The sequence below is a fragment of the Paraburkholderia metrosideri genome (genome assembly GCF_904848625.1).
GTDB classification, from domain to species: domain Bacteria; phylum Pseudomonadota; class Gammaproteobacteria; order Burkholderiales; family Burkholderiaceae; genus Paraburkholderia; species Paraburkholderia metrosideri.
This window is the reverse complement of the sequence record NZ_CAJHCP010000013.1, coordinates 200,782-227,551: the sequence shown is the minus strand read 5'-3', so window position 1 is coordinate 227,551 and position 26,770 is coordinate 200,782. Positions and strand designations below refer to the sequence as shown.

General features: G+C 60.2%; 24 protein-coding genes. 13 read left to right on the top strand and 11 right to left on the bottom strand.

The features are described 5' to 3' along the window. Positions 1–80: 80 nt before the first annotated feature. Complete coding sequence (locus tag LMG28727_RS26990) at positions 81–581, bottom strand: aromatic-ring-hydroxylating dioxygenase subunit beta (RefSeq protein WP_201645376.1); 501 nt, start codon at positions 579–581, stop codon at positions 81–83. Beyond that, a complete protein-coding gene (locus tag LMG28727_RS26985) occupies positions 578–1,861 on the bottom strand; it encodes an aromatic ring-hydroxylating oxygenase subunit alpha (RefSeq protein WP_201645375.1) in 1,284 nt (427 codons plus the stop codon). Before LMG28727_RS26985 ends, LMG28727_RS26990 begins: the two co-directional genes overlap by 4 nt. 177 nt (positions 1,862–2,038) lie before the next feature. Here LMG28727_RS26985 and LMG28727_RS26980 point away from each other — a divergent pair, with 177 nt between their 5' ends. Beyond that, positions 2,039–2,962: a LysR family transcriptional regulator gene (locus LMG28727_RS26980; protein WP_201645374.1), complete on the top strand. Its 924-nt coding sequence runs from the start codon at positions 2,039–2,041 to the stop codon at positions 2,960–2,962. Positions 2,963–2,965: 3 nt separating this feature from the next. On the opposite strand, the gene LMG28727_RS26975 is transcribed toward LMG28727_RS26980, so the two are convergent. From LMG28727_RS26975 to LMG28727_RS26965, 3 genes are all read right to left on the bottom strand, one after another. After that, positions 2,966–3,934 carry a PDR/VanB family oxidoreductase gene (locus LMG28727_RS26975; RefSeq protein WP_201645373.1) on the bottom strand — a complete coding sequence of 323 codons (969 nt, stop codon included), beginning with the start codon at positions 3,932–3,934 and terminating at the stop codon, positions 2,966–2,968. 279 nt (positions 3,935–4,213) lie between these two features. Beyond that, on the bottom strand, positions 4,214–5,977 hold the full coding sequence (gene acpA / locus LMG28727_RS26970; protein ID WP_201645372.1) for an acid phosphatase: 1,764 nt from the start codon (positions 5,975–5,977) through the stop codon (positions 4,214–4,216). Between the two features lie 340 nt (positions 5,978–6,317). Further along, positions 6,318–7,094, bottom strand: a complete 777-nt coding sequence (locus tag LMG28727_RS26965) for an SDR family NAD(P)-dependent oxidoreductase (RefSeq protein ID WP_201645371.1) — start codon at positions 7,092–7,094, stop codon at positions 6,318–6,320. A gap of 158 nt (positions 7,095–7,252) precedes the next feature. Between LMG28727_RS26965 and gcvA the strand changes: the two genes are divergently transcribed. Further along, entirely contained in the window at positions 7,253–8,167 is a 915-nt protein-coding gene (gcvA, locus tag LMG28727_RS26960; protein WP_201645370.1) for a transcriptional regulator GcvA, read from the top strand. A gap of 120 nt (positions 8,168–8,287) precedes the next feature. Here the strand turns inward: gcvA and LMG28727_RS26955 are convergent, their stop codons facing one another. Further along, positions 8,288–8,851 carry a BON domain-containing protein gene (locus tag LMG28727_RS26955; RefSeq protein WP_236592377.1) on the bottom strand — a complete coding sequence of 188 codons (564 nt, stop codon included), beginning with the start codon at positions 8,849–8,851 and terminating at the stop codon, positions 8,288–8,290. A gap of 225 nt (positions 8,852–9,076) precedes the next feature. Between LMG28727_RS26955 and LMG28727_RS26950 the strand changes: the two genes are divergently transcribed. Next, on the top strand, positions 9,077–9,439 hold the full coding sequence (locus tag LMG28727_RS26950) for a translation initiation factor Sui1 (protein ID WP_201645369.1): 363 nt from the start codon (positions 9,077–9,079) through the stop codon (positions 9,437–9,439). 139 nt (positions 9,440–9,578) lie between these two features. Here the strand turns inward: LMG28727_RS26950 and LMG28727_RS26945 are convergent, their stop codons facing one another. Then, positions 9,579–10,379, bottom strand: a complete 801-nt coding sequence (locus tag LMG28727_RS26945; protein WP_201645368.1) for an IclR family transcriptional regulator — start codon at positions 10,377–10,379, stop codon at positions 9,579–9,581. Between the two features lie 332 nt (positions 10,380–10,711). Here LMG28727_RS26945 and LMG28727_RS26940 point away from each other — a divergent pair, with 332 nt between their 5' ends. From LMG28727_RS26940 to LMG28727_RS26905, 8 genes are all read left to right on the top strand, one after another. Next, entirely contained in the window at positions 10,712–11,776 is a 1,065-nt protein-coding gene (locus LMG28727_RS26940) for a substrate-binding domain-containing protein (protein WP_201645367.1), read from the top strand. A gap of 4 nt (positions 11,777–11,780) precedes the next feature. Further along, positions 11,781–12,758, top strand: coding sequence for an ABC transporter permease (locus tag LMG28727_RS26935; RefSeq protein ID WP_201645366.1), 978 nt, complete (start codon positions 11,781–11,783; stop codon positions 12,756–12,758). A gap of 25 nt (positions 12,759–12,783) precedes the next feature. Next, positions 12,784–13,902, top strand: coding sequence for a Gfo/Idh/MocA family protein (locus tag LMG28727_RS26930; protein WP_201645365.1), 1,119 nt, complete (start codon positions 12,784–12,786; stop codon positions 13,900–13,902). Between the two features lie 61 nt (positions 13,903–13,963). Beyond that, positions 13,964–14,785, top strand: coding sequence for a sugar phosphate isomerase/epimerase family protein (locus LMG28727_RS26925; protein WP_201645364.1), 822 nt, complete (start codon positions 13,964–13,966; stop codon positions 14,783–14,785). 45 nt (positions 14,786–14,830) lie between these two features. Next, entirely contained in the window at positions 14,831–15,601 is a 771-nt protein-coding gene (locus LMG28727_RS26920; RefSeq protein WP_201645363.1) for an ATP-binding cassette domain-containing protein, read from the top strand. Continuing rightward, positions 15,598–17,559 carry a thiamine pyrophosphate-dependent enzyme gene (locus tag LMG28727_RS26915; RefSeq protein ID WP_201645362.1) on the top strand — a complete coding sequence of 654 codons (1,962 nt, stop codon included), beginning with the start codon at positions 15,598–15,600 and terminating at the stop codon, positions 17,557–17,559. Before LMG28727_RS26920 ends, LMG28727_RS26915 begins: the two co-directional genes overlap by 4 nt. Before the next feature lie 34 nt (positions 17,560–17,593). Next, on the top strand, positions 17,594–19,033 hold the full coding sequence (locus tag LMG28727_RS26910) for an NAD-dependent succinate-semialdehyde dehydrogenase (protein ID WP_201645361.1): 1,440 nt from the start codon (positions 17,594–17,596) through the stop codon (positions 19,031–19,033). An 8-nt stretch (positions 19,034–19,041) separates the two neighbouring features. Then, positions 19,042–20,766 carry a dihydroxy-acid dehydratase gene (locus tag LMG28727_RS26905; protein WP_201645360.1) on the top strand — a complete coding sequence of 575 codons (1,725 nt, stop codon included), beginning with the start codon at positions 19,042–19,044 and terminating at the stop codon, positions 20,764–20,766. A 33-nt stretch (positions 20,767–20,799) separates the two neighbouring features. Here the strand turns inward: LMG28727_RS26905 and LMG28727_RS26900 are convergent, their stop codons facing one another. After that, positions 20,800–21,651: an alpha/beta fold hydrolase gene (locus LMG28727_RS26900; RefSeq protein ID WP_201645359.1), complete on the bottom strand. Its 852-nt coding sequence runs from the start codon at positions 21,649–21,651 to the stop codon at positions 20,800–20,802. A gap of 105 nt (positions 21,652–21,756) precedes the next feature. Here LMG28727_RS26900 and LMG28727_RS26895 point away from each other — a divergent pair, with 105 nt between their 5' ends. Beyond that, a complete protein-coding gene (locus tag LMG28727_RS26895; protein WP_201645419.1) occupies positions 21,757–22,608 on the top strand; it encodes a LysR family transcriptional regulator in 852 nt (283 codons plus the stop codon). 157 nt (positions 22,609–22,765) lie between these two features. On the opposite strand, the gene LMG28727_RS26890 is transcribed toward LMG28727_RS26895, so the two are convergent. After that, complete coding sequence (locus tag LMG28727_RS26890; protein WP_236592375.1) at positions 22,766–24,010, bottom strand: acyltransferase family protein; 1,245 nt, start codon at positions 24,008–24,010, stop codon at positions 22,766–22,768. A 189-nt stretch (positions 24,011–24,199) separates the two neighbouring features. On the opposite strand from LMG28727_RS26890, the gene LMG28727_RS26885 reads away from it, so the two are divergent. Further along, complete coding sequence (locus tag LMG28727_RS26885; RefSeq protein ID WP_201645358.1) at positions 24,200–24,799, top strand: TetR/AcrR family transcriptional regulator; 600 nt, start codon at positions 24,200–24,202, stop codon at positions 24,797–24,799. 83 nt (positions 24,800–24,882) lie between these two features. Here the strand turns inward: LMG28727_RS26885 and LMG28727_RS26880 are convergent, their stop codons facing one another. Together LMG28727_RS26880 and flgM are read right to left on the bottom strand one after the other, a co-directional pair. Beyond that, positions 24,883–25,620 (bottom strand): SDR family oxidoreductase, encoded by a 738-nt coding sequence (locus LMG28727_RS26880; protein ID WP_201645357.1) that lies wholly within the window; start codon positions 25,618–25,620, stop codon positions 24,883–24,885. A gap of 631 nt (positions 25,621–26,251) precedes the next feature. Then, entirely contained in the window at positions 26,252–26,563 is a 312-nt protein-coding gene (gene flgM / locus LMG28727_RS26875) for a flagellar biosynthesis anti-sigma factor FlgM (RefSeq protein ID WP_201645356.1), read from the bottom strand. Between the last annotated feature and the right edge of the window lie 207 nt (positions 26,564–26,770).

Sequence of the window (26,770 nt, the reverse complement as noted above, 5' to 3'; positions counted from 1 at the left end):
GCGTGCGGGTATCACGGAGGGTGGCATCTCTGCAGGAAGGCGCGCATCGACGCATACAGATCTCGACGCGCGACACCTCGTCAAAGCAGGAAGCCGATTGCGCTTAGCGCGTCGGTGGAATCGATCAGACGGATAACTTTGTCGACCAGGCGCGGCTCGCCACTCGCCATGCTGATCTTGTGCGTGAGATTGGCGGCAAAAATTGTCGACACGCCACGCTTGTAGGCAATCACCACTTGCGACGAGTTCACTTCGACCAGATCGGCGCTGTCGCTCGACAGCGTGAATCGCGACACGGTACGCACCGTGCGCGCAGCATCCGATGCAGACGCCGAATAGCCCGACATCATCCGCTGAACGCGCTTTTCGCGCATGTCCTGATCGTCGTAGGCGTAGTTCAGTGTGGCTGCGTAGTCGGTCGCGTTCGGGTCGATCGGCACCACGTAGTGACCCTTCGGGTCCCACAATTCAAGCCACGCTCGGTAATCGCGGTGATCTAGCAATTCGGCTTCGCGCCAGATGAATTCGATTGCGCGCGCGAAGGTTTGCTGGGAAAAGAGTGCGTTGCGGTCATCCATCATGCTTGCTCCATCATTGCGCGCCATTGCCTGTAGGCTTCACGCATGCCGGTTTCGTCGGTTGCGTGTGCGGTTTTTTCTCCATTCGCCGAGGTGGTTTCGCGGTTCAGGCCGCGGTTGACGAGGATCGGCACATCCGGACCCGCGTGCGAGCCACGCTGTACTCGCTCCCATGCCTCTGCGTCGTCAGGGCTGCCGAAACCGAAGGGGCCCTGGAAGTGCTCGTGAATCCGCAGGCGTACGCGATTCGCTTCGTCCGGGCCGCCATCCATGGCGAGCGCGACGTGACGAATTTCGGTTTCTTCCGCGGAAATGGGACGCAGCACGCGGAAAAATGCCATCGACAAAGCAAGGTTCGGAAAGAGGTTGAGATTGAAACCGACCCCCATCAGCGACCGCACTATGCGGCGGACTTCTTCGGGTGTGTGCTTTTCGGCAAGCTGTGCTGCGAGTTCGCCAAAACGTTCAGGCAACGGCGCACCATCGTCCTGATCGAGATCGACGATTTCCGGCATCAGGACTGCGAGGCTGTGGCCATTGCCCAATGAGCGGCAGAACGCCTGATCGCTGGTCATGAAGCTGGTGATTGCAGCCGCGGTTTCGTCGTCGATCGATTTCATCCACGACTTGTGGACGACCGGGAAGTGATAGAGGTCGGTCGTGTTTTCGAGCTGGATTTTCCAGTTGCCCTTGAATTTGAACTTGTGCTCGCCGTTCGCCTTGATCGGATAGCCCGCGCCCTGTTTCATGAACAGGTCGATCCACGGCTTCGCACCGCCGAGAAAATCTTCCAGCGGTTCGATCGACTCGTTAAAGCTTGCGAAGATCAAGCCTTGATAGATGCCGACGCGCAACTTCTTCAGCGGTAAATCTCCCTTCTCGCAGACGCCTTCGTAGCCATCGCCATAGGGCAACGCGCGCAACGTGCCGTCGAGCGCGTAGGACCAGCTGTGGTACGGGCAGGTGAAGCCTTTCGCGTTGCCTTTGTGCTCTTCGCAGACGGTCGCGCCGCGATGTCGGCAGCGGTTCTGCAACACGTGCACCGCGCCCGTCTTGTCTCGCACCACGATGACGGGCTGACGGCCAATTGTCGTCGTGACAAAGTCGCCGGGCTTCGGCAATTCGCTTTCGTGTGCAACCCAGATCCACGTCTTGTAGAAGATGCGGTCGAGTTCGGCTTCGAACAGATCGGGATCGTAGTAGAGGGAAGGCGCAATGCGATCGCTGTCGGCGCGCCTGGCCAGCGCGCTGGTGTCGATGGTTTGATAGGTGGGCGTGCTCATTGGGTTCGCTGTGGGAAAGTAGATGAGTTGATTGAGCGGCTAACAACGAGGATGGCGGCGTACTCGGCGAATCAGCACATCCTCTCGTTGACATCAGTCTCGCTTTCCGAAGATCATGCGTCAAATCGATTAAAAAGCGGTCGGCAAATAAGCGCGATCTATATCTTGAGATTCCCCATGACCTCCATCGACCACGTTGATCTGAATCTTTTGCGCGTGTTTCATGCGATCGTCGAAGAGCGCAGCCTGACGAAAGCGGGCGAACGCCTCGCGTTATCGCAACCTGCAGTGAGCTATTCGCTCGGACGCTTGCGCACACTATTCGACGACCCGCTGTTCGTGCGCACGCGCGCGGGCATGCAACCCACGCCGGTCGCGCTGGAACTGGCTGAAATCGTCGGCCGTGCGCTCGACACCGTGCGGCAGGCGTTGCGTTACGCCGAGCGCTTCGACCCGGCAACGAGTACCCGCACGTTCCGTCTTTCGCTTTCTGACGCAGGAGAGATGGCGTATTTGCCGGCTATTTGCGCGGTATTGCACGAGGTGGCGCCGCGCGTGAAATTGCTGGTAGAGCCGTTGCCGGTCGAAGAAATCGAAGAAGCACTTCGTTCGAGCAGGCTCGACTTCGCGATCGGCAATCTGCCGTCGCTGCTGCCGCGCACGCGCCACGTGCTGCTGTTTGAAGAAGCCTACGTATGCATGACGCGCAAACGCAAAGCGTTGCCGTCCGGCAGTACATTGAAGCTCGACCAATTTCTCGCCGCATCGCACGTGCAGGTGCGTTCGCTCGAACATAGCCACCGTGAACTCGACGATGCACTGCGTGCGCAACGCGTAGGACGCAATATCTCGCTAGTATTGCCGCATTTCGTGGCGGTGCCGGGCGTGCTGGCAGTCACCGATCTAGTCGCCACGCTGCCCGAAAGGCTCGCGCATATCCTCAATCGGGGTGACGCATTCCGAATCTATGCATTGCCGGTGCAACTCCCCAAGGCGGCAGTCACGATGCACTGGCATGAGCATTTTCACGAAGACGAAGGCATCGCATGGATGCGCGATCTGATGACCGGCATCCTCGCAAACTTCGATAAGAAGCGCTGAATCTCAGAGGTCGAGCACCAGCACGGGCGAGCGCGAACGTGAGATGCAACAGCAGATCACATTATTGCTCGCGCGCTCGGCTTTGCTCAGACAATGGTCGCGATGCTCCGGCTCGCCGCTGACCACGTCGACCATGCAGGTGCCGCATACGCCTTCGCCGCATGAAGTGTCGACTTCGATACCGATCGAAGCGAGTGCGTCGACGATCGATGTTTTTTCATCGACGCGAACGGTTTGGCCCGTGCTGGCAACACGCACGTCGAAGCAGTCGAGCGATGCCCCGGTCGCGGTGGTGGGCTCGGCTTTGAAACGTTCGAGATGAATAGCCTCTGCGGGCACGCGCGTTTCAGCGATTTCGACGACAACGTCCATGAACGGTGCCGGACCGCACGTGTAGACATGCGTATTTGTTCCCGCGTCGCGCACGCATGCATCGAGTTCTGCGCGAAGGGTTTCGCGCTCCACGCCGACATGGAGTTTGACGTGCTGATCAAAAGGCGCACGCGTGAGTAGCGTCATGAATGCGGCATGCACTTCGCTGCGCGCGAAATAGTGCAGCGTGAAGCGTGCATTTCTCGCGAGAAGCCGGTAAGCCATGGAGAGCAACGGTGTAATCCCAATGCCTGCGCCGATCAGAATGTGTTCGTCCGCGCTTTCTTCAAGCCGGAAGAGATTGCGCGGCGCGCCTACCGACAACTCAGTGCCGATCGTCACTTCCTCATGCAATGAACGCGAACCGCCGCGCGATTGCTCTTCCTTCTTCACGGCGAATACGTGCGAATCGAGGCAGGCGGGGTCGCCACAAAGCGAGTACTGACGCGTGATGCCGGACGGACTGGTGACGTCGATGTGCGCGCCGGGATCGTAGCCGTCGAAGGGCAGGCCGTCGAGGCGCGAGATGCTGAACGACCGCACGCCATGTGCTTCCTCGCGCAGGGCATCGACCCGGACTTTCAGGGTGGGAGCTTGCATGATGCCTTCCGTTGCATTGATAGAGACGATGCACCGAGGTTAGCGTCACGTGATGGATAAGCCAAATAGATAAAAAAGTGTCGAGGGTATCAGTACCGTTTATTTTTAACTGATGCCGAAAACGTGAAACGGCAAACGGTTTCCGTTTGCCGTTTCTTTGTGTTTGCTTTAGCCGGTCACCCGATTGAATGTCGGCGCACGGCGAAGACGCGGCTCGTCAGTCCGTCAAAAACGAAGCGCGTAACGTATCGGCAAAGATGCGAGCAACACAAGCTCACATCACGACGACAGGTTCAGCGCGTTGGTCAGGTCGCCCATGCCCGCTTGTCCGCGCGCAGCCATCGCATCGTCGCGCATGCGGATGCCATCGAGTGTCTCGAGATCGAACACTCGTGTGATCAGCCGCAGGATCGACGCAGTGTCGTACACCGTGTGATCGACATAGCCTTGTTTCGCGAACGGCGACACCACCAGCGCCGGTACGCGCGTGCCCGGCCCCCAGCGGTCGCCTTTGGGCGGCGCGACGTGATCCCACCATCCACCGTTTTCGTCGACGGTGATGACCACCACCATGTTTTCCCATTGCGGGCTGGCGCGCAGCGCTTTCACCGCGTGCACGATATGGCGGTCGCCCGAGGCAACGTCGGCGTAACCAGCGTGCATGTTCAGATTGCCCTGCGGCTTGTAGAACGTGACGGCGGGAAGCTTGCCGGCGCGAGCATCGGCGAGAAAACGGTTGGTGCTTTCGTCGTCGCCGAGTCCGCCGTCGCGCAGATGTTTCGCGCGCGCAGCCGTGCCCGGTCCCAGATTCGCAAAGTAGTTGAATGGCTGATGGTGATACTGGAAGTTGGGAATCAGCGGCGTGCCGTCGTTCGTGTTCTTGCCGCGCATGTCCAGCGTCTGCTGGAATGCTCCGGCATACCACGCCCAACCGATGCCGCGCTTGTCGAGCTTGTCGCCGATGTTCTCGTGCACCTGCGGCGGCACGGCCATCGCGTTGCTATCCTGCGTAAAGTCGACCACGCCGTTAGCGCCGACCTTATAGGGCGTGGGGGCGAACGGCGGCATCATCGTATTGACCGCATAGCTGACGGTGCGGCCGTCCGTTAACGTTTCCGGCGGCGTCAGTGCACTCGGGCCGAACTTGGGGATGCCTTCCATCGCGCTTTTCGGCGATGTGGCGAGCGGCTTCAGATTGGGATCGTCGGGTCGTCCGCTGACGGTCTCCGCGATCTGGAACTTCGCGATGCTGTGCGCGGGGTCGGGGTAGACCGGCGGCATCGCCGCGATCAGATACTGGTGGTTCATGAACGAGCCACCAAACGCGCCCTGGAAGAAGTTGTCGCACAGCACGAATTCGCTGGCGAGGTCCCACATCCGCAGGTCATAACTGGTATTGGCGTAATGACCCATGGTGAAGGCCGCCGAGTCCGCCCATGCGACAAACATATCGTTCTTGCCGCCGTTGATCTGCATCTGGTTCTGATAGAACACGTGCCACAAATCATGCGTGACGAGTGATAGCGGCAGATTCTCGCCATTCGGGCCTCTTAGCGGGAACGGCCCGTTCGGCAGGTTGGTCTGGAATTGCTGGCCAGCTTTGTACGTCACGCCGTCCACGGTCTGGTCTTTCGTCAGCCAGCCACCCGGCACCGGGGGCAGTTGCGGCAGCACGGTCGAGCCGTCGCGGTCGCGTTGCAGACAGTCGTCTGGCGTCAGGCTGGAAAGCGGACGTTCGACGCCGGGAAAATCGGCGAACAGATTATTGAAGCTGCGATTTTCGGCGTAGATCACGACGACCGTCTTGACCTTGGAGCGCAGTGCCCGATCGAACTGCGGTCCCGCTGCGACGCCGGTGACGGCGCTCGTGCGCGATGCCGGCTGCGCACAGCCGGCCAGTCCGCCTCCCACCGCCACCGCGGCAACACCGCCGAGAAAGTGACGGCGGCCCGGACGCTGGGGCGCTTGCGTGGCGTTGGTGTCGGCTTTGCTGTCGGGGTGTTCGTTTTCGGAGGAAGGAGCAGGCGGTTCTTGGTTTTTCATCTGTTCTCCAGGGATGAGGGAAACAATTGCACGAAGCTTGCGCCGGGCGTGGCACATCGCCCGGTTCCGTCAGCGAGCAGCCGCTCTTTAGCCGACGGTCGGGGCCCTATCTTTGCGTGCCGTTCGTGACATTCCCATGACAGAGAAAAATGTGCAACCGGATCGGGGAGGTTTTGGAGGGGCGTTGCGCCAGGTGGGGACCGCACATTTCTCATTGAGGATACGGGGACGGGGCGCGCCGTCTCACCCCACCTGATCGCGAATATGCGTGGCGGCATAGATGGTTGCCTGATTGACAGGCGTCTTTATTCCGCACGCATAGCGGCAAGGAGAAGTCAGATCACGCTTGCCGGCCTGCCATCACACCGCCGTCCACCGGCAGTATCGTGCCGGTAATCCACGAGGCGCGAGGTGACGCCAGGAACAGGATTGCTTCGGCGACGTCGGCCGGCTGACCGTTACGGCCAAGCGGATGGAACGCATTGAACGAAGGCAGCGTGCTCTTCACCTGATCTTCAGTCATGAACGTGTTGTAGACCGGCGTTTCCACAACCGCGGGCGCCACCGTGTTGATGCGGATGTTGGCGGAAGCGAGTTCGATGGCCAGGTTGCGGGTCAGCGCATGCACGCCCGCGTTCGCTGCGGAATAAGCCGCGGAGGGCGTCGCGCCGATGGCCTGGAGCGCCCACAGCGAGCCGGTCTGCACGATGGCGCCGCCTCCGCGCAGCATCATGGCGCGAGCGGCCGCCTGTGCCATGAAAAACTTGCCTTTCAGGATGGTGTCGAGAAACCAGTCGTACTCAGCTTCGTCGACTTCAAGGAACGGCTTTGGGCGGAACACGCCCGCGTTGTTGACGAGAATGTCGACGCCGCCGAAGGCCTTTGTCGCGAGGTCGACCAGCGCCTGGGCAGTGGCGGGCGATGCGATGTCGCCCGCGAAAGTGCGGACCCTGGTTCCATCCGGATTGATATCGCTGGCGGCCTGCACCAGCTTGGCCGCATCACGGCCGCCGATGACGACTGACGCCCCCGCCTCGACGAGGCGGCGCGCGACCTCCTTGCCAATACCCGATCCGCCGCCGGTGACGATCGCTACATGAGAAGAAAAACTGTCCATGGTGAATCTCCTTGATGAAAGTCCGAGCCCTGTCGCCAGCATGGCTGCCATTGCTCATTTCCCACAATTAAGCTTAATCTGCAGTACCATTATTGGTAATGCGGCGTTGCCGGACAACCCAGATTAACTTCGCAACCGGTAAAGAAAAACTTTCAATCATGACGTCTCCGGTTTACCTGAATGCGCTGCGAGCGTTCGAGGCGAGCGCCCGCCATCAAAGCTTTTCCGCTGCCGCGTCTGAGCTCAACGTGACCCCCGCAGCCGTCGGGCAACTGGTGCGTAGCCTTGAAGAATGGCTTGGCGCACCGCTGTTTCATCGCAGCAATAGCGGGCGAGCGCGTCTCCTGCCTACCGAGACTGCGCAGCGCGCACTACCCGATATTCGCGAGGGATTCGACCGGCTGAACCTCGGTCTGATGAGACTGCGGGAGGGGTCGGCAAACGGCGTGCTGACGGTCACAGTCAGCCCCGCCTTTGCGGCGAAATGGTTGTTGCCGCGCATCGACCGCTTCCAGGCCGCGTGGCCGGATACCGACGTGCGACTCGATACCAGTCTGAAGCCGCTCGACTTCGCCGCACAGGCTATCGACATTGGTGTGCGCTACGGAATGGGTGCGTGGCCAGGTCTGCTGGCCGAAAAGCTGCTGGACGAGGAGTTGTATCCAGTCTGCTCACCAGCATTGCTGGCGAGCCATCCGGGCGTGCGCAAACCGGCCGATCTTGCCGGGCTGACGCTTATCCACGATCAGTCGATGGAAAGTCACGCGGGGTTCGCAACGTGGGACGCGTGGCTCAGGGCGGCCGGCATCAGGGGTATCGCGACGCGGCGCGGCTTGCGTATCAATAACTCCGCAGCGGTGTTGCAGGCCGCTATCGACGGACAGGGTGTGGCGCTTGGCCGTAGCATCATGGCGCGTGACGATCTGGCAACGGGCCGATTGATACGGCTCTTTCCAGACATGACGCTGGCCTCAGATCTGGCCTATTACGTCGTCTATCGCGCCGAAAGCGCGACGTCGCCAAAGCTGGTTGCGTTTCGTGACTGGCTCTTTGAAGAGGCGTCGGTTGGGTAGGCAGCGCATGGTCGGCGCTTCTCGTGTTCTCGTGTCTGGTGCTGATCCTGCATTTCAAGAGCCGCGCGCGCCGATTGCAACTCGACACTTTTCTTCGCGATGGCGCGCGGCTCCGTTGGCTTATCCGACCGACGAGGCGACGCGTTGCTCAATCACCGCCACGTGCTTCGTCCGCACGGTCAATCTGTTCGACACGCCCGTCACTCCGCGCACCGATCGCGCTGCGTTGGCGGCGCGTGAGATCTGCCAGGTTTCCGGTACCGTGCCTGTGAGCGTCACGACGCCGCGGTGCGCCCGGATGCGAATCTCTGAATCGACCATATCCGGTACGCGCCGGATGGCGCGCCGAACGTCGAGGATAATCGCGTCAGCTGATCTGCTTCCCGGCGGCGAGGTCGAGACCGTCATCATGTGCGCGGCTCCCGTCGCGACAGTTGGCGTGCCTGCCACGGTCTGAGCACTCGCACAGGTCGCGCAACTCACCATGACCGCGATCAGCGTTGCACTGAAGTTTCTGCTAACACCATTTCTGTTCATGCTGCCCCCTGTGGGTTCTTTCGACTCGGCAGTGGAAAAAGAAAAGAGTTGGGCGTGGTCCCAACAGTGCATCACGCGGTCGACAGATTGCGTGGCGCCGTCGTGCAGGTGTCCACGCAGCAAATCAAGTTGCACGATGCCCGTCATACACAAAAACTCGCAGCACATGCCGCTTAAGCGCGACGTGTCCCTTGCATCTTACGCAAGTCTGCTAGCGAGACAAGAGGTCTCGTCGTACTTGTGCTGCGCACGGTGGAGAAAAGGCACGCGATAGCGGCGGTGCGTGCCTTACTTCTGCTGGTCCGGCGACAAAGACGCAACTGTTAAACTCGCTCTGTCTTCGGCGTAAATGTCTCTGAGTAAAATTCAATCATGAAGAGTAGTTCGACCAGTGGCCTTGTCTATTCCACCGAGAGCGGGCGGATGTGCGCTGAATGCCGGCGTGCGCTAGCGGAATGTATCTGCAAGACGGTTGCGAAGACGCGGCCGGTCGGTGACGGTGTGGTGCGAGTGAGTCGCGAGACCAAGGGCCGGGGTGGCAAAAGCGTGACGATCGTCAAAGGCCTGGCGCTCGATCCCGTTGCGCTGGCATTGCTGGGTAAGCAGTTACGCACGGCATGCGGCTCGGGCGGAACGGTCAAGGACGGCGTGATCGAAGTGCAGGGCGACCATTGCGAGCGGATCGTCGAAGCGCTCAAGAAGCACGGCCACAGCGCGAAGCGGGCAGGTGGATAGGTCGGTACCTGATCGAAGCGCGTTGCCTATCGCGCTAAGTGGCAAGTACGTCGGGATGCACTTGCTCCACATGAGTGCCACGGTCGTCAGCAATCTGGTGACTTGCTCTCCGCACCGGACCGCACCCAGCACCGCCCCTTCAACCATTCACAATCGTCTCCACTTTCCTGCGCTCCATTCCTGCAGGCGGTTCCCATCCCAATCGCATCGAAACCGCGATCGCTTCTTCCTGAAGCATCGATTCCCACTCGCGCAGACGTTCGTCGGTGACACGCGGACTCGGCCCTGACAGGCCAATCGCGGCTGCCACCGAATTGTCGTGTTTGAAAATCGGCGTGGCAATGCAGCGTACGCCTACGCTGAACTCTTCGTCGTCGAACGAGACGCGGCGCTCGCGCACCTGCGACAGATCACGCGTGACCGAGCCGATATCAGTGAGCGTGCGGCGCGTGAATGCTTCGAGATTCAGCGATGGCAGCAAGCTTTCGATCACCGCTTCCGGTTGAAACGCCAGCAGGCTTTTGCCGAGCGCGGTGCAATGCAGCGGCGCGAGCGTGCCGATGGGGGCATCGATACTCACGCCGCGAAGCGGAGCGGCCTGGTCGATATAGAGCGCGCGGCCACCAACCAGCACCGCGATGTGTGCGCACTCGCCCGAGCGGCTTGCCAGTGACTCCAGCGAACTGCGCGCCGCGTTGCGCAAATTCAACCGCCTGAGCACCTTTTGCCCTAAGTGGACCAGCGTCAGACCGAGCAGATAGCTTTTGCTGACCGGATCTTGCGACACGTACCCCGCCGTTTCCAGTGTGCGAAGCATTCGCGACACCGAACTCTTGTCCATGTCGACTTGACGCGCCAACTCAGTGACGCCGACTGGGCCGTCGGCGTCTGCCAGTGCTTCCATGACGCGCACGGCTTTGATGACAGATCGGATTTCCACTGTTGCCTCTCATTCGAATTGGTCGCCAATGCGACTCGCTGCTCATCATGATAGCGATCAACATCATTTTGTGCCACCAGATGATCTTGTGTTGTGTATAGCGCAACGCCATTGGTCAATGTCTGCCTGACAAAGGCACCCAGCACGTCATAACTTCCGTTAAGCCGCCAAAACATAACGATCTGAAGAATCAGGGTTAGTTCTACCCAGATAAAACACGCAACAGTGTTGACGATAGTGAAACGCGCTCCTATATTTAATTCGTCCGGCATCACATGGACCCGATAGACGCAGCTAAATGGGGCTTCTAACCCCTCAAACAGGAGACAACCATGTTTAGCGTATCAAGGCGTGGCGCGCTGTTGCGCGTCTTGGGGGCCGTGCTGCTGTCGTGCGCGGCAAGCTACGCGGTGCCGGCCGCCGCGCAGTCAAAGGAGGTCACGATCGGCGTGTCGATTCCCACGCTCGACAATCCGTTCTGGGTCCGCGCGGTGTCGTTTGCGCAGCACGTGGCGACGCAGCTCAATGCAAAGCTGGTCGTGGTCGGTGCGGAAAATCGTGAAGAAAAGCAGATTAGCGATGTGCAATCGCTGATTTCGCGCGGCGTTCAGGCGCTGGTCGTCACGCCGCAGTCGACGGCCAGCGCGCCGGGTCTGATCCGCATCGCCAATCGCGCGAATCTGCCGATCATGATCGTCGACCGTTATCCAGGCTTCGCAGCCGATAACAAAGATGCGCCCTATCTCGGCTTCATCGGCCCGGATGACGTGTACGCGGGCCGCTCCATCGCAGACCATCTGATTGCGGCGGGTTCGACGAAACTGGTCGCACTGGGCGGCCTGCCCGGTTCGTCGGTGGCCGAGGGACGCCAGAATGGGTTGAACGAAGCCATCAAGGCGCATTCAGGTGTGCAGCTCGTGCAATACATCGGCGTCGGCGAATCGGAAGATCTCGGCTACAAGGCGATGCAGAACATTCTCGCTGCGCACGGTAAAGGCCAGATAGACGGTGTGTGGTGCTACAACGACGCGTTGTGCCTCGGTGCCTTCCGGGCGATTCGCCAGGCCGGCCGGTCGGATGAAATGAAGATCGCGGGCATGGACCTCGTGCCACAGGCGCTGGACCTGATCTCACAGAAGACCAACTACATCTTCTCGACTGGCGGACACTGGCTGCAACTGGGCTTCGCCGTGATGGTCGCTTACGACAAGGTGAACGGCCATGATCCGATCGACCGGAACATCCGTCTGAGTCTGCTCGACATCGACTCCGGTTCGTTTGCGAAATTCAAACAGCAGTTCATCGATTCGCAACCGCCGTACAACGTCAAAGATTATTCGCTGACCTACAACCCGCAGGCGAAGAGTCAGACCTTCCCGTTGAAGATCAAAGAGTAAATCAATGTCCACGACGAACCACTCCTTGCCCGCAGTGCCGCCCACCAAAAAGCGCTTCGACTACAACGAGTTCGTCGCGCATTACATCGCGTATCTCGCACTCGTACTAGTGGTGCTGGTGTTCGGAGTGCTCGCGCCGGATCGCTTCCTGACGCTCGCGAATCTCGGCACCGTGCTGCAGAACGGCGCGGTGCTGTGCCTGGTCGCGATCGGGCTGACGTTCGTGATCATCGGCGGGAGTATCGATCTGAGCGTGGGGTCGGCGATGGCGCTCGCCGGCGTGTGCGCCGCGTATTTCACGCCGCAACTGGGTGTATGGGCTTTTCCGATCGCGATGCTGGTGGGCGGCGCGATCGGTGCGGTCAACGGCGCGCTGTTTGTCTGGGGACGCATTCCGTCGTTTGTCGTGACGCTGGGTATGTTGTCGATGGCGCGGGGTGCGACTGTCATGCTCACGCAAGGCACGCCCGTGTCGATCTCGCTGACAAGCCCGTATAACGCGCTCGGCAATCCACCCGTGCCGTTTCTGTTCATGCTGGTGGCAGCGGTTTTGACGGCTCTGCTGCTCAAGTTCACTACATTCGGCCGCTACGTCTTCGCGATTGGCGGCGATGAAGAGAAAACACGCATTCTCGGCGTGCCGATCCGGGGTGTGAAGTTCGCGATGTTCATTCTCGCCGGCGTCATGGCCGGAACGGGTGGCGGCATTCTCACTGCGCAGATCGGCTCGGGCAGTCCGACTACGGGCATCGGTTTCGAGTTGATGGCGATCTCGGCGGTCGTGATCGGCGGTACGCCTTTAACGGGCGGTATGGGTTCGATTGTCGGGACAGTGGTCGGCAGTCTCGTGATGACCGCGCTGGCAAACGGCCTCGTGATTCTCGGCGTGTCGACCAATGTGCAAACAGTTCTGACGGGCGCGGTGCTGATTGTGTCGGTGCTGGTTTCGATTCGTCGCGGCAGGATTCGCATCATCAAATAGCTGGCTTATTCATTCAGGAATGAACATGGCACAAGAGAAGCAACTGGGAATCGGTTTGATCGGCGCGGGCGCGATCATGCGGTTGAGTCACATCCCGACTGTGATGAAGTCCGGGATTGCGAAGCTGGTGGGCATTTACGATCCCAGTCGCGAACGCGCCGATGCGCTAGCGGAATCGAGCGGCAGTCGCAGCTTCGAGACGCTCGACGCATTGCTCGATTCGCGCGAGATCGACGCGGTGATTATTGCAACGCCGAACAATCGTCACGAGGAAGCGGCTGTCGCCGCAGCGAAAGCGGGCAAGCATATCCTCTGTGAAAAGCCGCTTGCTATCGATATTCAATCGGCAACACGCATCGTCAAAGCCGCCGAAGAGGCGCACGTCGTGTTGCAGGTCGGTTTCAATCAGCGCTTCTGGAGCCAGGTGCAGATTGCGAAGCAATTGATCGACTCAGGTTTTATCGGTGACGTGCATGCATTCCGTTCGGTCTATTCGGAGAAAGCATCGGCGTATCCCGCCGCGTCGCGCTATCGCTACGATCTTGCGCAGTCGGGCGGCGCGACCATTATCGATCTGACGATTCATCGCATCGACCTCGCGCGTCATCTGGTCGGAGACATGACAGGCGTGTTCGCGGAACTGTCACATCATGTGCTGCCTGAAAAGGTCGACGACAACGTGTGGTTATTGACGCGCTTCGCCAACGGCGCACGCGGTGGACTGTCGTCGGATCGCTATTCGCCCGCAATTGGCGACGGCACGGATCTGTACGGTACCGAAGGCTCAATTCATATTGCGAGCGAAACCCTTAATCCGTTCCATGCCGCACCGCTCGCTGTTTACACCGAACGCAAAGCGGCCGACCTGCCTGACGTTCTGCGTGACGCGCATTATCCGGATGCATGGTGGAACACGTTCGAGGGTGGCTGGATCAAGATCTTCCCGCCACGTAAAAGCCCGTATGCCGGGCAATTTGCCGAGTTCTGCCGATGCATTCAGGAAGGCGCGGTGCCACTCGCATCAGGCATTGACGGATTGCGCGCACAGGAAGTGGTGCAGGGTGCGTACATCTCGAAGAATGAAGGGCGCTGGGTCGACTTGCCGTTACCTGCCGACGCACCGTTCAATCTGCCGTCGTACTGATACACACGCATACGGATAGACCGTTCACACGGCACGCAAACCGTCGAGAGAAGGAGAACACATGTACGCAGCATTTCATACGGTGGGGCTGCCGGGGCGCACGCTCACCGACGTGGTCGGCGCGGTGAAGCGCGCGGGCTATGCGGGCATCGAACTGAATGCCGAAACCTTGCCTTGGGCCGACGCGCATATTACGCCGGACACCTCGCCACAGGAGCGCACGAACGTGCTCAAGGCGATACGGTCAGCGGATCTGAAAGTGGCTGCGGTGGGCGCGCATATTCCGATGTTGCATCCTGATGCGCAACGCCGCCGCGCTGCGATCGACTTCGTGAAAGGCTGCAGCCAACTCGCGGTGGAAATGGATACGCGGTACATCCACATTCTTTCGGGACCGCTTGCCGCCAGCACGAGTGAAGAAGTCGCGTGGCGCTGGTTTGCCGAAGCGGTCGCGGAAGTGGTCGAACATGCGTTGTCGCTGGAGGTCGACGTGGGTATCGAGGCGATCGCCGGTCATCTGTTTCATAGCGCCGATGACTATGCGCAGCTTGCCGCCGATCTGCCCGGCGTGCCGTTCAAGGTGAATTTCGATCCGAGCCAGATCGCGGTGCAGGGCGCGAATCCGCTGGAGATCGTCAACCGTTTCGGCGATCGGATCGCGCATGTGCATATGAAAGACGGCGCCGGTCATTTCCCCGATTTCTCGTTTCCCCCGCTGGGCAGAGGCGGAATCGATTTTGACGCGCTCGTTGCCGGTTTGCGCGGAATCGGCTACGGCGGCGCGTTGTCGGTGGAATATGAAGCACAGGTGTATGGATTCCAGTTGAGCGAACAGCAGATACTCGACGAAAGCCGTGCGTTTCTTGCGCGGTTCGACGTGTGACCGCACTGTGACCCCACCGTGACCGCACCGACAGGACTCGATGACATGCGCTCAGAACACACACAACCCTTCATGCAATTGCGTTCGGTCGGCAAACGCTTTGGCGGCGTCGAGGCGTTGCGCAACGTCGACCTCGATATTCATTCGGGCGAGGTATTGGGGCTTCTCGGCGACAACGGTGCGGGCAAGACGACCCTCGTCAAAGTGCTGGCCGGTGTTCACTCATTGAGTTCCGGCGAGATCTGGTGCAAGGGGCAATCGGTCGATATCTCCGCGCCGAAAGTGGCGCACGAACTCGGCATAGAAACCGTGTTCCAGGATCTGGCGATGGTGCCCAATCTAGGCGTCACCGATAACTTCTTTATCGGCCGCGAGATCACCACGACGCTGATTCCGAAACTCATCAAGGTGCTGCGCAGCAAGGCGATGCATGCCGACGCGCGCGAGACGTTGAACCGGCTGGATATTCATATTCCGTCGCTGAAAGTGTCGGTGGACAGTTTGTCCGGTGGTCAGCGACAAGCCGTTGCGATTGCGCGCGCGATCCGCTGGAAAGCGAACCTGGTGATTCTCGACGAACCCACCGCCGCGCTCAGCGTGCCCGAACAGAACAAGGTGCTGGAGTTGACGCGCTCGCTGGCGAATCAGGGCGTCGCGGTGATCTATATCACGCACAACATGAGCGACGTGCTCGCAGTAACCGACCGGATCGCCGTGATGTATCGCGGACTGAAAGCCGGGGAATTGATTACCGCGCAAACCAGTCAGGGCGAAATCGTCGAGATGATCATGTCGGGCAAGCGGAGCCGCGCATGAGGGCCCGGCAGACTTCTATCGCGCGGGGGCATGCGCGCGACGAACGGAATCAACGCGACGATGCCGCGCCTGCCGCGCCGGAAGATGCTGCGACAGCCGAAGTGCGGCAACGGGCGCGAGCGATTGCACGCGCGGGTGACGTAATGAACGCGATCGCTGTCGGCACGTTGAATGCATCGCTCGATGTGACCGTTTCCGAAGCGCTCGTGCTTGCGTTGCTGCGTCAGAACGTGAGCAAGTATCTCGGCATTCTGGGACACGGCACGACCGACCTCGGCAACATTTTGCGCATCTATTCCGAAGAGCGCGTCACGCGTTTTTATCAGTGCCGCAACGAAGTCGCGATGGCGCATGCGGCAACCGCGCTTGCGTGGGTGTTTGGCGAAACGCCGGCTGTTGTTACGTCGATTGGACCGGGGGCATTGCAGGCGTTTGCCGGATCGCTGGCCACGGCGTCGAACGGAGTGGGCGTTTATCACATCTATGGCGATGAAACGACGCATGGCGAAGGCTACAACATGCAACAGATTCCCGGCCCCCGGCAGAATCAGTTTCTACGTCTGACCGAAACCATGAGCGGCGCGTATACGTTGCACACACCGGAGGCATTGCGCGACGCGATGCGGCGTGGCACGGAGACTGTGCATCGTCCGTATTTTGCGGGCCCGTTCTTTCTGATGCTGCCGATCAACGTTCAGCCGAGGCGCGTGCAATTGCGTATCGACGCATTGCCGGAACGCATGCTGATGCCGGTACTGGCGCCCGCGCATAGCGATGCTTACGATTCAGCGTGTCTGTTGATCGAGCGTCATCAGCGCATTGTTATCAAAGCGGGCGGCGGTGCGCGCCGCTATGGCGCTGAACTTGCGCGTTTAGCCGAAGCGGCCGGTGCGGTTGTCGTGTTGTCGCCGAATTCGCTGGGTGTGCTGCCTGATGCGCATCCGCGCAATATGCATGTGGGCGGCAGTAAAGGTTCGCTGTCGGGAAACCACGCGATGGAAAACGCCACCCTGCTGATTGCGATTGGCTCGCGAGCGGTGTGTCAGGCCGACTGTTCGGGCACAGGCTATCCGATGGCCGAAGCGGTGATCAATATCAACGGCGACATTCACGATGCGAACCACTACAACCATACGATTGCGTTGACCGGCGACATTGGCGCCGTGGTCGACGGGCTGATTCTTGCTTTGCAGCGGCGAGCAGCAAAGCCGCTCGTCCGTAGTGACTGGATAAACGCGTGCATCGCTAAAAAAGCCGAATGGAACGCGTTAAAGCGCTCGCGCGTCAGCGGCGTGACGTTGATGGACGCTGCGTGGAACAGAGAAGTGCTGACGCAACCCAGCGCGATTTACGCGGCGGCGTCGTTTGCCAAACGCGTCGGTGCGGTCAAGCTGTTCGATGCGGGCGACGTGCAGGCCAACGGCTTCCAACTCGCCGAAGACGATCTTCCGGACGACACCTTCACCGAAAGCGGCGCGTCATACATGGGCTTTGCCGCGAGCGGACTGCTTGCTGGCGCGTTCGCGAACCATAGCCGATACATGATGGCGTTCACCGGCGACGGCTCGTTCATGATGAATCCGCAGATTCTGATCGACGCTGTGGTGCACGGTGTGAAGGGCATGCTCGTGCTGTTCGACAACCGCCGTATGGGTGCGATTTCATCTTTACAGGTCGCGCAATACGGCCCCGACTTCGGCACTCACGACGATGTGCGGGTCGACTTCGTCGCCATGGCCAATTCGGTGACCGGCGTGAAAGGCGTATTCGGCGGCTGGTCGGCGCAGGAGCTGGCAGCCGCGCTCGACGAAGCCTATCGTCACGACGGTCTGTCGGTCGTGCACGTGCCGGTCTACTGGGGACGTCTCGACGAAGGCGGCATGGGTGCCTATGGACGCTGGAACGTCGGCCCCTGGGTGCCCGCCGTTGAAAAGCTGTATGGCGACCAGACGCTCTAGCACCAACGAGTAAGCAGCTCATAGCGAGGCCCCTATGTACGACGACCACGGTTTGTTTATCGATGGCGAGTGGCGGCGCGCGTCGTCAGGCGCGACTGTGCCGGTCATCAATCCGTTCGACGGCAGTACGCTAGGCGCGATCCCGAGCGCCAGTAGCCGCGATCTCGACGACGCACTCGAAGCGGCGCAACGCGGCTTTCGCGCGTGGCGCGCGGTGCCGGGCTGGGACCGCGCCGCGTTGCTGCGCCGCATCGCGGACGAGATCCGGCATCGCGCCACGGACGGCGCGCGTTTGATGACGCTGGAAACCGGCAAGCCGCTCGCGGAATCGAAGGGCGAATTCAACGCGATGGCCGATCAGTTCGACTGGTATGCGGGCGACGCGTGTCGCGTGTTCGGCCATACGCTCGACGGCCGCGATGCTGCGACGCGTTTGCATGTGCGCTTCGATCCGGTCGGTCCGGTGGCTGCGTTCACCGCGTGGAATTTCCCGGGTTTGCTACCCGCACGCAAGATCGCGCCTGCGCTAGCTGCCGGATGTTCGATCGTGATCAAGCCTTCGGAGGAGGCCCCTTCAGCGACCTACGTGATCGTCGAAGCTGCGCTCGCAGCGGGATTGCCGCGCGGCGTGCTGAACGTCGTCACCGGCGACCCGCCTGCGATTTCGGCGCATCTGATCGGCTCACCTGTGATCCGGAAAGTAAGCCTGACTGGGTCGGTGCCGGTCGGCAAACAGATTCTGCGGATGTGCGCGGACGGTGTGAAACGCGTCAGCATGGAACTGGGCGGCCACGCGCCGGTACTCGTATTCGAAGATGCCGACCCGGTTGCAGTCGGCACGCTATGCGCCCGCACGAAGTTTCGCAATGCCGGACAGGTCTGCATTTCGCCGAGCCGCTTCTATGTTCATCAAAGCATCAAGGCTGCGTTCGAGCAGGCCATGGCCGATGTTGCCAGCGGCTTACGAATCGGTAACGGTCTCGCAGCGGAGACCGAATTCGGCCCGATGACCAACGAACGTGGCCGCGCCCGGGCATTGACGCTGGTCGACGACGCCGTGAAAAAAGGCGCCACGTTACGTGCCGGCGGGCGGATTCCTCCCGAATTGACGAGCGGATTCTTCTTCCAGCCCACCGTGCTGGCCGACGTGCCCGAACATGCCGATATCATGACCTGCGAGCCTTTCGCGCCCGTTGCGCCCATCGCGTCGTTTTCATCGTTCGATGAAGTGATCGGGCGCGCCAACAATGTGCCGTTCGGTCTGGCCGCTTACGTGTTCTCGAATTCGCTTAGCGTCGCGACGCGCGCCAGCGAAGCGCTGGAATCAGGTATGGTAGGCGTGAATGACATGCTGCTGGCGTCGGCGGAAATTCCGTTTGGTGGCGCGAAGGAAAGTGGCATCGGGCGGGAAGGGGGACAGTTGGGCATACGCGATTACCTCGAACCGAAGTACATCAAGTTTCGTCTTCAGTGAGTGTCTCAATGAGCGATCAGAAGAAAGACAAAGAGCCGAAAGCCGATTCAGCCCCAGTGGGTTTCGCACGCGGACTGACGAACTACGGCGACCGCGAATTCAGCGTGTACCTGCGGCGCACGTTTGCCAGTTCGATGGGCTATAGCCGCGAGATGCTCGACCGGCCGATTGTCGGCATTGCGCATTCGGCGAGCGGTTTCAACAATTGTCACCGCCACTTTCCTGAAATGATCGACGCGGTCAAGCGGGGCGTGCTGGCCGCTGGCGGTTTGCCGATCGAGTTTCCTACCATCTCGCTCGGCGAAACCTTTCTGGCGCCGACCAGTTTGAAGTTTCGCAATCTGATGTCGATGGATGTCGAGGAAATGACGCGCGCCCAACCGATGGACTCGGTCGTGTTGCTGGGCGGTTGCGACAAGACCGTACCCGCGCAGTTGATGGGCGCGGCCTCGGCGAACATTCCCGCGATTCAGCTGGTGGCGGGGCCGATGTCGACGAGCCGTCATCGCGGTGAACGGCTGGGCGCGTGTACCGACTGCCGCCGTTTCTGGGCCAAATTCCGCGCGACCGAAATCGATGCGCAGGAAATCGACGTGGTCGAACGGCGTCTCGCGTCGACGGCGGGCACGTGCGCGGTGATGGGTACGGCCAGCACGATGGCGATCATCGCGGAAACGCTCGGCATGATGCCGGCGAATAGCGCCGCCTGCCCCGCGGTCGATGCAGACCGCCTGCGGATTGCCGAGGAAACCGGCCGCGCGGCGTTCGGGTTGATTGGCCACCCGATCCGCCCGAGCGAGGTGATCACGGCGAATTCCGTTGAAAATGCGTTGCGCGTGTTGCTGGCGATCGGCGGGTCCACGAACGCGGTGATCCACCTCACTGCGATTGCCGGGCGGCTTGGGCTGAAAGTCGATCTGCAACGGCTCAACGAATTGAGCGACACCACACCCGTGCTGGTGAACCTGAAGCCGACTGGCGAACACTACATGGAAGACCTGTACGCGGCCGGCGGCGTGCCGGCCATTCTGCGCGAGATCAAACACCTGTTGCATCTGGATTGCCGGATGGTAACCGGCGAGACGCTCGGCGACCGCCTGCACGACGTGAGTTGGGTCGATCACGCGGTAGTGCGCGAATTCGCGGACCCCGTGCGTGAGACGGGAGGCCTTGTCGCCCTGTTCGGCAACCTCGCGCCGCGCGGCGCCATCATGAAGCGCTCGGCAGCCGATCCGAAACTGTTCGAAAAAGAAGGGCGAGCGGTCGTGTTCGATTCGCTGGAGGACCTCGCGAACCGTATCGACAGCGACGCTCTGGATGTAACTGCGGAAGACTTTCTGGTGCTCCGCAATGCCGGGCCGACCAGCGATTCCGCGATGCCTGAAGCCGGTTATCTGCCCATTCCGGGCAAGCTCGCACGCGCGGGCGTGAAGGATATGGTACGGATGTCCGATGCGCGGATGAGCGGGACCGCGTACGGCACGATCGTGTTGCATATCACGCCCGATTCCGCTTCTGGCGGCCCGCTCGCGCTTGTGCGCAACGGCGACCGGATCAGGCTCAGCGTGGCGCAGCGCAAACTGGAATTGCTGGTATCGGACGACGAACTGGAACGGCGGCGCGCAGAGCAACCGCCGCGTGCGGCCTCGAAGGCGACCCGCGGCTATGCAAAGTTATACGAGCGGGAGATTCTGCAAGCGGACGACGGATGCGATTTCGAGTTCTTGAGGTAGCGTCGGCCGTAGCGCAGGGCAGATCTATCGTGATCAGAAGCTGACGAACGCGCGCACGGCCCGGTTGAATGCGCCGGCATTCGACACGTTCATCCCGTGCGACGCACCGGCGATGGTCTCGCGTTCCGCATAGTCGATCCACTCGGCGAGCTTTTCGACATTGTTGCGAAACATGCGTGGGCTTTTTTGTCCGTCGATCAGCAAGGTGCGGCATTTGACGTCACGTGCCGCGTCGCGCGAAAAGGCGGGCAGCGGATCGCGCAACTGCTTGGGCAGCGTGCTCGCGTTGTCGATGGCCATGGTGCGGAACGCAATCGGGCTCTTGCGCCAGGATCCCGGCACGCTTACCGAATCGACGAAAAGCTCCAGCCCCGCGTCGATTTCCTGACTCTCGATCAACTCGACGACGCGTGCGCGCAACACATTGGTCGAGGTCGGCAGCGACGCGTCCGGCATCCCTTCGATTTGCAGCGGACCGCCCGGGTCCGCGAGCGTCAGCGACTTGATGAGGCGCGGATATTCGCGGGCAACCTGGAACGCCACGTTGCCGCCGCGCGAATGGCCGATCAGATGGACGGGACCCAGGTCGATCGCCTCGATGAACTCGGCCAGTTCAGCGACGTGCGTCTGCCAGCCGAACTCGCTCTGGATAACCGCCTCGCTGGCCGGCCAGTAGTGGCTCAGGCTGACCGAAATACAACGGAAATGCTCGGACAGCGCCGCCGTTTGAGCGTCCCAGTACCGGTAGTCGCACAGCGATCCGTGCACGAAAACCAGCGGCTCGCCCTGTCCACACTCGACGTACGGCACGCTGATGCCCGATCCGATGGTCGCGAACGACAGATCTGCTACGGCAAGCACTGAGTGGTCGGTACGGGCGTTCATTTTGGGGAGGCTCCTTTTGCCGCCAATATGCCCGATGTCGTAAATTTAGAAAATCGCGTAATATTGATCGAAACTATCAATTTATCTGATACCAACTCAATGACCATGAAGGCCCTCGACCTGGACGTGATGGCGATGATCGTCGCCGTCGCCGACACGGGCAACATCAGCCGGGCGGCAGAAGTCGTGCATCGGTCGCAGTCGGCGGTCAGCATGCAGATCAAGACGCTTGAGACGGCGCTGGGCAAGCCGTTGTTCGTCCGCAAACCGCGCAATGTCGTGCCGACCCAGGACGGCGAGGTGCTGCTGACGTACGCCCGCCGCATGCTGGCCTTACGCGACGAAGCGTGGGCAGCGGTGGTGCGGCCGGACGTGACGGGGCGCGTGAGCATCGGCGTGCCGGACGATTACGCGTCGTCGCTGCTGCCGCCGATCCTCAAAAAGTTTTCCGTCACTTACCCGAAAGTGGAGATTCAGGTGGTCGGCTTGCCGAGCGTCGCCCTCGCGCCGATGGTCAAAGACGGCTCCGTCGATCTGGTGTGCGCGACGCGAGTCAAGGGTTTATCGGGCGAGTTCATCCGCTTCGAACCGATGGAGTGGGCGGCCGCGCCGAGCGCGCATGAAATATGGCAGGAAAGGCCGTTGCCGATCGCTGTGTTTCTGCCCGGCAGCGTTGCGCGGGAAAACGCGATCCGTAGCCTTGAGCGCGCGAAGATCACTTACCGGACCTCGTATGAAAGTCCTAGTTTGTTGGGACTGATTTCGATGGCCGAGGCCGGACTCGCGGTCGTCTCGCTGGCACGATGTGCCGTGCCCGCGCACTTCATGCTGCTCGGGCAAGCGCAAGGCTTGCCAAAGATCGATGCGCTCGAAATGGTGCTGGCGCGAAGCACCGGCTCGAAGCGGCCGCCTTGTGAGTTCCTTGCAGAGGCGATTCTGTCGGAATTGAGGCGTTAGGAGCCGGGCAGGAGACGAGCTGCCGCAGCCGTTGTGGCCTCCTGGCTGGCTGCTCGCTCGTCGTACGCAGACTCCGTCATGACGCGACGTTTTCTCCGGGCGCGACTCAGGAAAAAAAGCGGGACGAGGGTAGTTGAAAGTATTTCATTTTGTGTGGTCACAATACCTTCCTGAACGCAGGTACCCAGAGAAGGAGGCCCGCAATCAGATAGCACACGAAACAAGCCACGCTTCCCGTCACGGCAAATTTTAGAAAAGGGCTTGCTGGAATGTTTTTCCACATCAACGCCACGCCAACCAGCACGGGCGGATGAATGATGTAGATCGTATAAGCGCGCCTCGACAGTGACGACCATAAACCATCAAGTCGGTGGAAGTGTCGCTGAAAGCCGTCCAACAGAATAAGAATGATGCCCCACGCGACAAGCGGCTCCCAGAAAGCATAAACGACCGCAAGTGGAAATCCGCGTAATGCAGGGAACGGTTTGCCGGCGAAATAAACAATGGGCAGCACAGGTAGAGCGATTAACGCAATACGCCACCATAAGCGAACCTGTCGTTCTGGCAAGTGCTCGATCCAACGCGCACGCGCCGTACCGTAACCTGCCGCATATAACACGATATAGCTCGCGAAGTACCCCAACTGCAAGCCCCACACATTGACGCCAACAGGCCATACCGAGCGCAGCGCAAGTGCAGCGGCGCCCGTGAGAAGCGCCGCGATACACAGCATTGAATTGGAAGGTACCAGGTTTCGGAGATTCTGGAGTCGCGGACTACCGTTATAACCTGAAAGGATCCAACGTCCCGCGACAGTCGCTGCGCTGAATAGCAGCAAAGCCTGGGCGAACCACATAGGCCCATTTTCGAATGTGCCTTTCCGCCACAGGTAGATCAGGGTTCCGAAAAACGGCTGCCCTGCACGGGTTGCCGCCAACGCAATGGTGATCGGACCGAGGAGCAGTCCATACACGAGCAGCGGTGCCCCCAGCCTGAGCAACCGGTCCGCGAGAAAGCGCGTTGAACCTTTCTTATCGATAGACCTGGCGGTGTAGTGTCCAGCCAGCAGGAAGAAGAGGCCCATGAAGAAAGCCTGATTGACGGAACAGAACAGCACCAGCACAACCGATGTGAAAGATTTGTCCGGTGGTATTTCGTGGTAATACCAACCGCCAATCGCGCCATAGGTAATAGCGCAGTGATGAAAGACCACGAGCAGCGTGATGCAGGCTCGTAATGCATCCAAACCTGAATTTCTGGTACTTGTCTTTTCTATCGACTGAACCTTGAATCCGGCAAAAGAGCTGTTCTGCGTGCTCATCACACCGCCTGCTAGTTTATTTAGTATCTGGTCTGAACAGTTGGCAACGAAACGGCTTTGATCGCGGCGATACAGGAACATGCTGATTGCCGATAAATTACGCGACTGTGCTTACATATAACTAACGCAACGGCGACGGAATACGCCCGATACACGAAATGAGCGAGTCGGGATCGATCGCTGGCCGCGCGATACCCGCGAAGTCATCGATTGATTGAATTCCAGCGAAGATCAGATTATTGTGTCGTCTGATACAGAAAGGAAAAGTCGATGCCAGTCACGGGTAGACCCAGAGAGTTCGATCGCGATGCCGCGCTGCACGCCGCCATGCTGGTGTTCTGGCGCAAGGGCTTTCTTGCGACCTCGATGAACGATCTCTGCGAGGCGATGGGGATCCGTTCTCCAAGCCTCTACGCAGCGTTTGGCAGCAAGGAGAGTCTCTACATCGAGGCCGTGCAGCGCTACAACGCTGGCGCTCGTTCGTTGATCTGGGATCACATTAAAGACGGGCCCACGGTGCGGGAAAGCGTGCGCAAGGTGTTGCTTGCCGCGGCGGACGTACTGTCTGGCGATGCCGGAAATCCGTCGGGCTGCATGGTAAATCTGGCGACCGTCGGGTACGAAGGTTTAGGGGCGGTCGCGCAGGCCGTCGAGGAGGCGCGGCTCGGCGGATTGAAGGCGTTGCGTTCAGGAATCAAGCGCGCAGTGGCCGGAGGCGAGCTGCCCCGGTCGACGAACGTCGACCGTCTCAGCCGTTTCTATCTGGGCGTGATTCAAGGAATGGCCATTCAGGGCCATGACGGCGCGACCCGGGCAGACCTGGCGGGCATCGCAGAGGCGGCGATGCTCGCGTGGCCCGCGACTAGCTAGCGGTTCACAGGCCGATCTTGTTGGGCAGCGCACGTTCTCACTTTCGTGCGCTGCCCGGGAGTGCTACTCGTCACGAGCCGCTGTCAGGCGTTCGCGCCGCCGTCGACAGTCAACACGGCGCCCGTGATATAGCTGGCGCTGTCGCTAGCAAGGAAAACCACCGCTTGCGCGATGTCGTCACCCTTGCCGTAGTCCCCAGTGGCTGTGAGCGCTTTGAGCGTCGGCGCGAATGGGCCTTCGACCGGATTCATGTCGCTGTTGATCGAACCGGGTTGCACCAGGTTAGCGGTAATCCCCTTCGGACCGAGCTCTCGCGCCAACCCTTGCGTGAACGCAACCAGCGCCGACTTCGAACCCGCGTAGACGCCAAGTATTGAGGTGGGCACACGATCAGCGAAATAGCTGCCGATCGAAATGATGCGACCGCCAGCTTTCAGATGGGGAATCGCAGTCTTGCTTGCCACGATTGGCGCGCGAACGTTGATGTTCAGCGTCGCATCGATGTCTTCGATGGAGATGTCCTTGACGTCGCCCATGCGAAGAATGCCGGCATTGTTCACCAGAATGTCGAGGCCACCTAGCGCTTCTACCGCTTTCTCTACCGACGCCTGAACCGCAACAGCGTCTGCACTGTCGGCTTGAATTGCAATACTCCGTCGGCCTTTCGCTTCGATGTCTTTCACCACACCTGCAGCCAGTTCAGCCGATTTCTCATAGGTGATTGCCACGTCAGCGCCTGCGGTTGCAAGGGCTTTTGCGATCGCAGCACCGATCCCTCTGCTCGCCCCGGTCACCAGCGCACGTTTTCCAGTCAGCGTCATCGTTTACTCCGTTTTGTGTTGGTCGATACATAAGTCTATGGGCTCTTCTCAACGACCGTCAAGATATTTCTGTGTTGATCGTTACGTAAGTCGAAGAGAAAGGAAGGGGGGCGCTCGGCGTTACTTCGTCGAACCGAATAGGGCAAGCGCGAACGAGTCCGCGCCGTGAGATCTACGCGGCAGCGGAGTCGTCAAACAGGTGCTGAATCTCGGAGTAGGGCAGCGGCGGGACATTGTGCGCGTCAGCGTCAGCGCGACCGTGCGCAAGAAAGTCCCGCGCCATCGCTTACGCGATCTCGCGCACGAACGGAGTCGACGTTGGGAGAGTGGACTTCATTGGGCCGGTGAATGCGTTCGATGCTTGAGCAGCAGTGGGCTCAAGTCGTCGCATGAAGCATGCGAAACGGCGAAAGCCACCACGTTTTCCGGCGAGGATCGGGTGACGAGCTTTGGGAGGACGAGCGACCCCGAAGCGGACCTCCAGCGTTCCGCACTACGGGTAGTCGATTCATGATCGGGGTAACAAACGAAGTCCAGGCGGCAATGAACTCAAAGGCACGCGTTCACACCCGTCAGCGCTGCGGGCCTCCATGCCTCATCTGCTGACGGCGTTAGTACGTTCAGCCGGCGGTTAAGACGTCGTTATTTGCAGCAGATCGCGCGCGGTGCCTAGGAGGCCATCGGCGATCTTGCCCGAATCGATCTGGTAGCTGCCGTCACGCAGCGCGGCCTTGATCGACTCGACCTTCGTCGTGTCGATGTCCGAATCGCCTGGCGTGCGCAGCGCGGACATTGTCGAGAGATTGACCGTCGAATTCTCCGCGTCGGCAGCGTTGACTTGTTGCCCGGACTCTACGGCGCCCTCTGGATCGCTACTATTCGGTGCACCTTGAGCACCGTTCTGCGGAGCCGCGAGCGCGTAATTGCTGGATTCAATCTTCATGGTATATATCCCCCACTTGTTGATTCCTTTAACGGTCCCGCGTTTGAAATCTTCACCTCGTCCGTGGAGCGTAAAATCTGTCCGCAGTCCGTCGCAAGCCGCCAGGCCTTGCTGGGCGGGCCTTCTGGCTATCTGGAGCAAATTGAAACAAAGTGTGAGCAATCCCACATAACGGCGATAAGCTGACCGAACCTCAAGGCGTGGAAG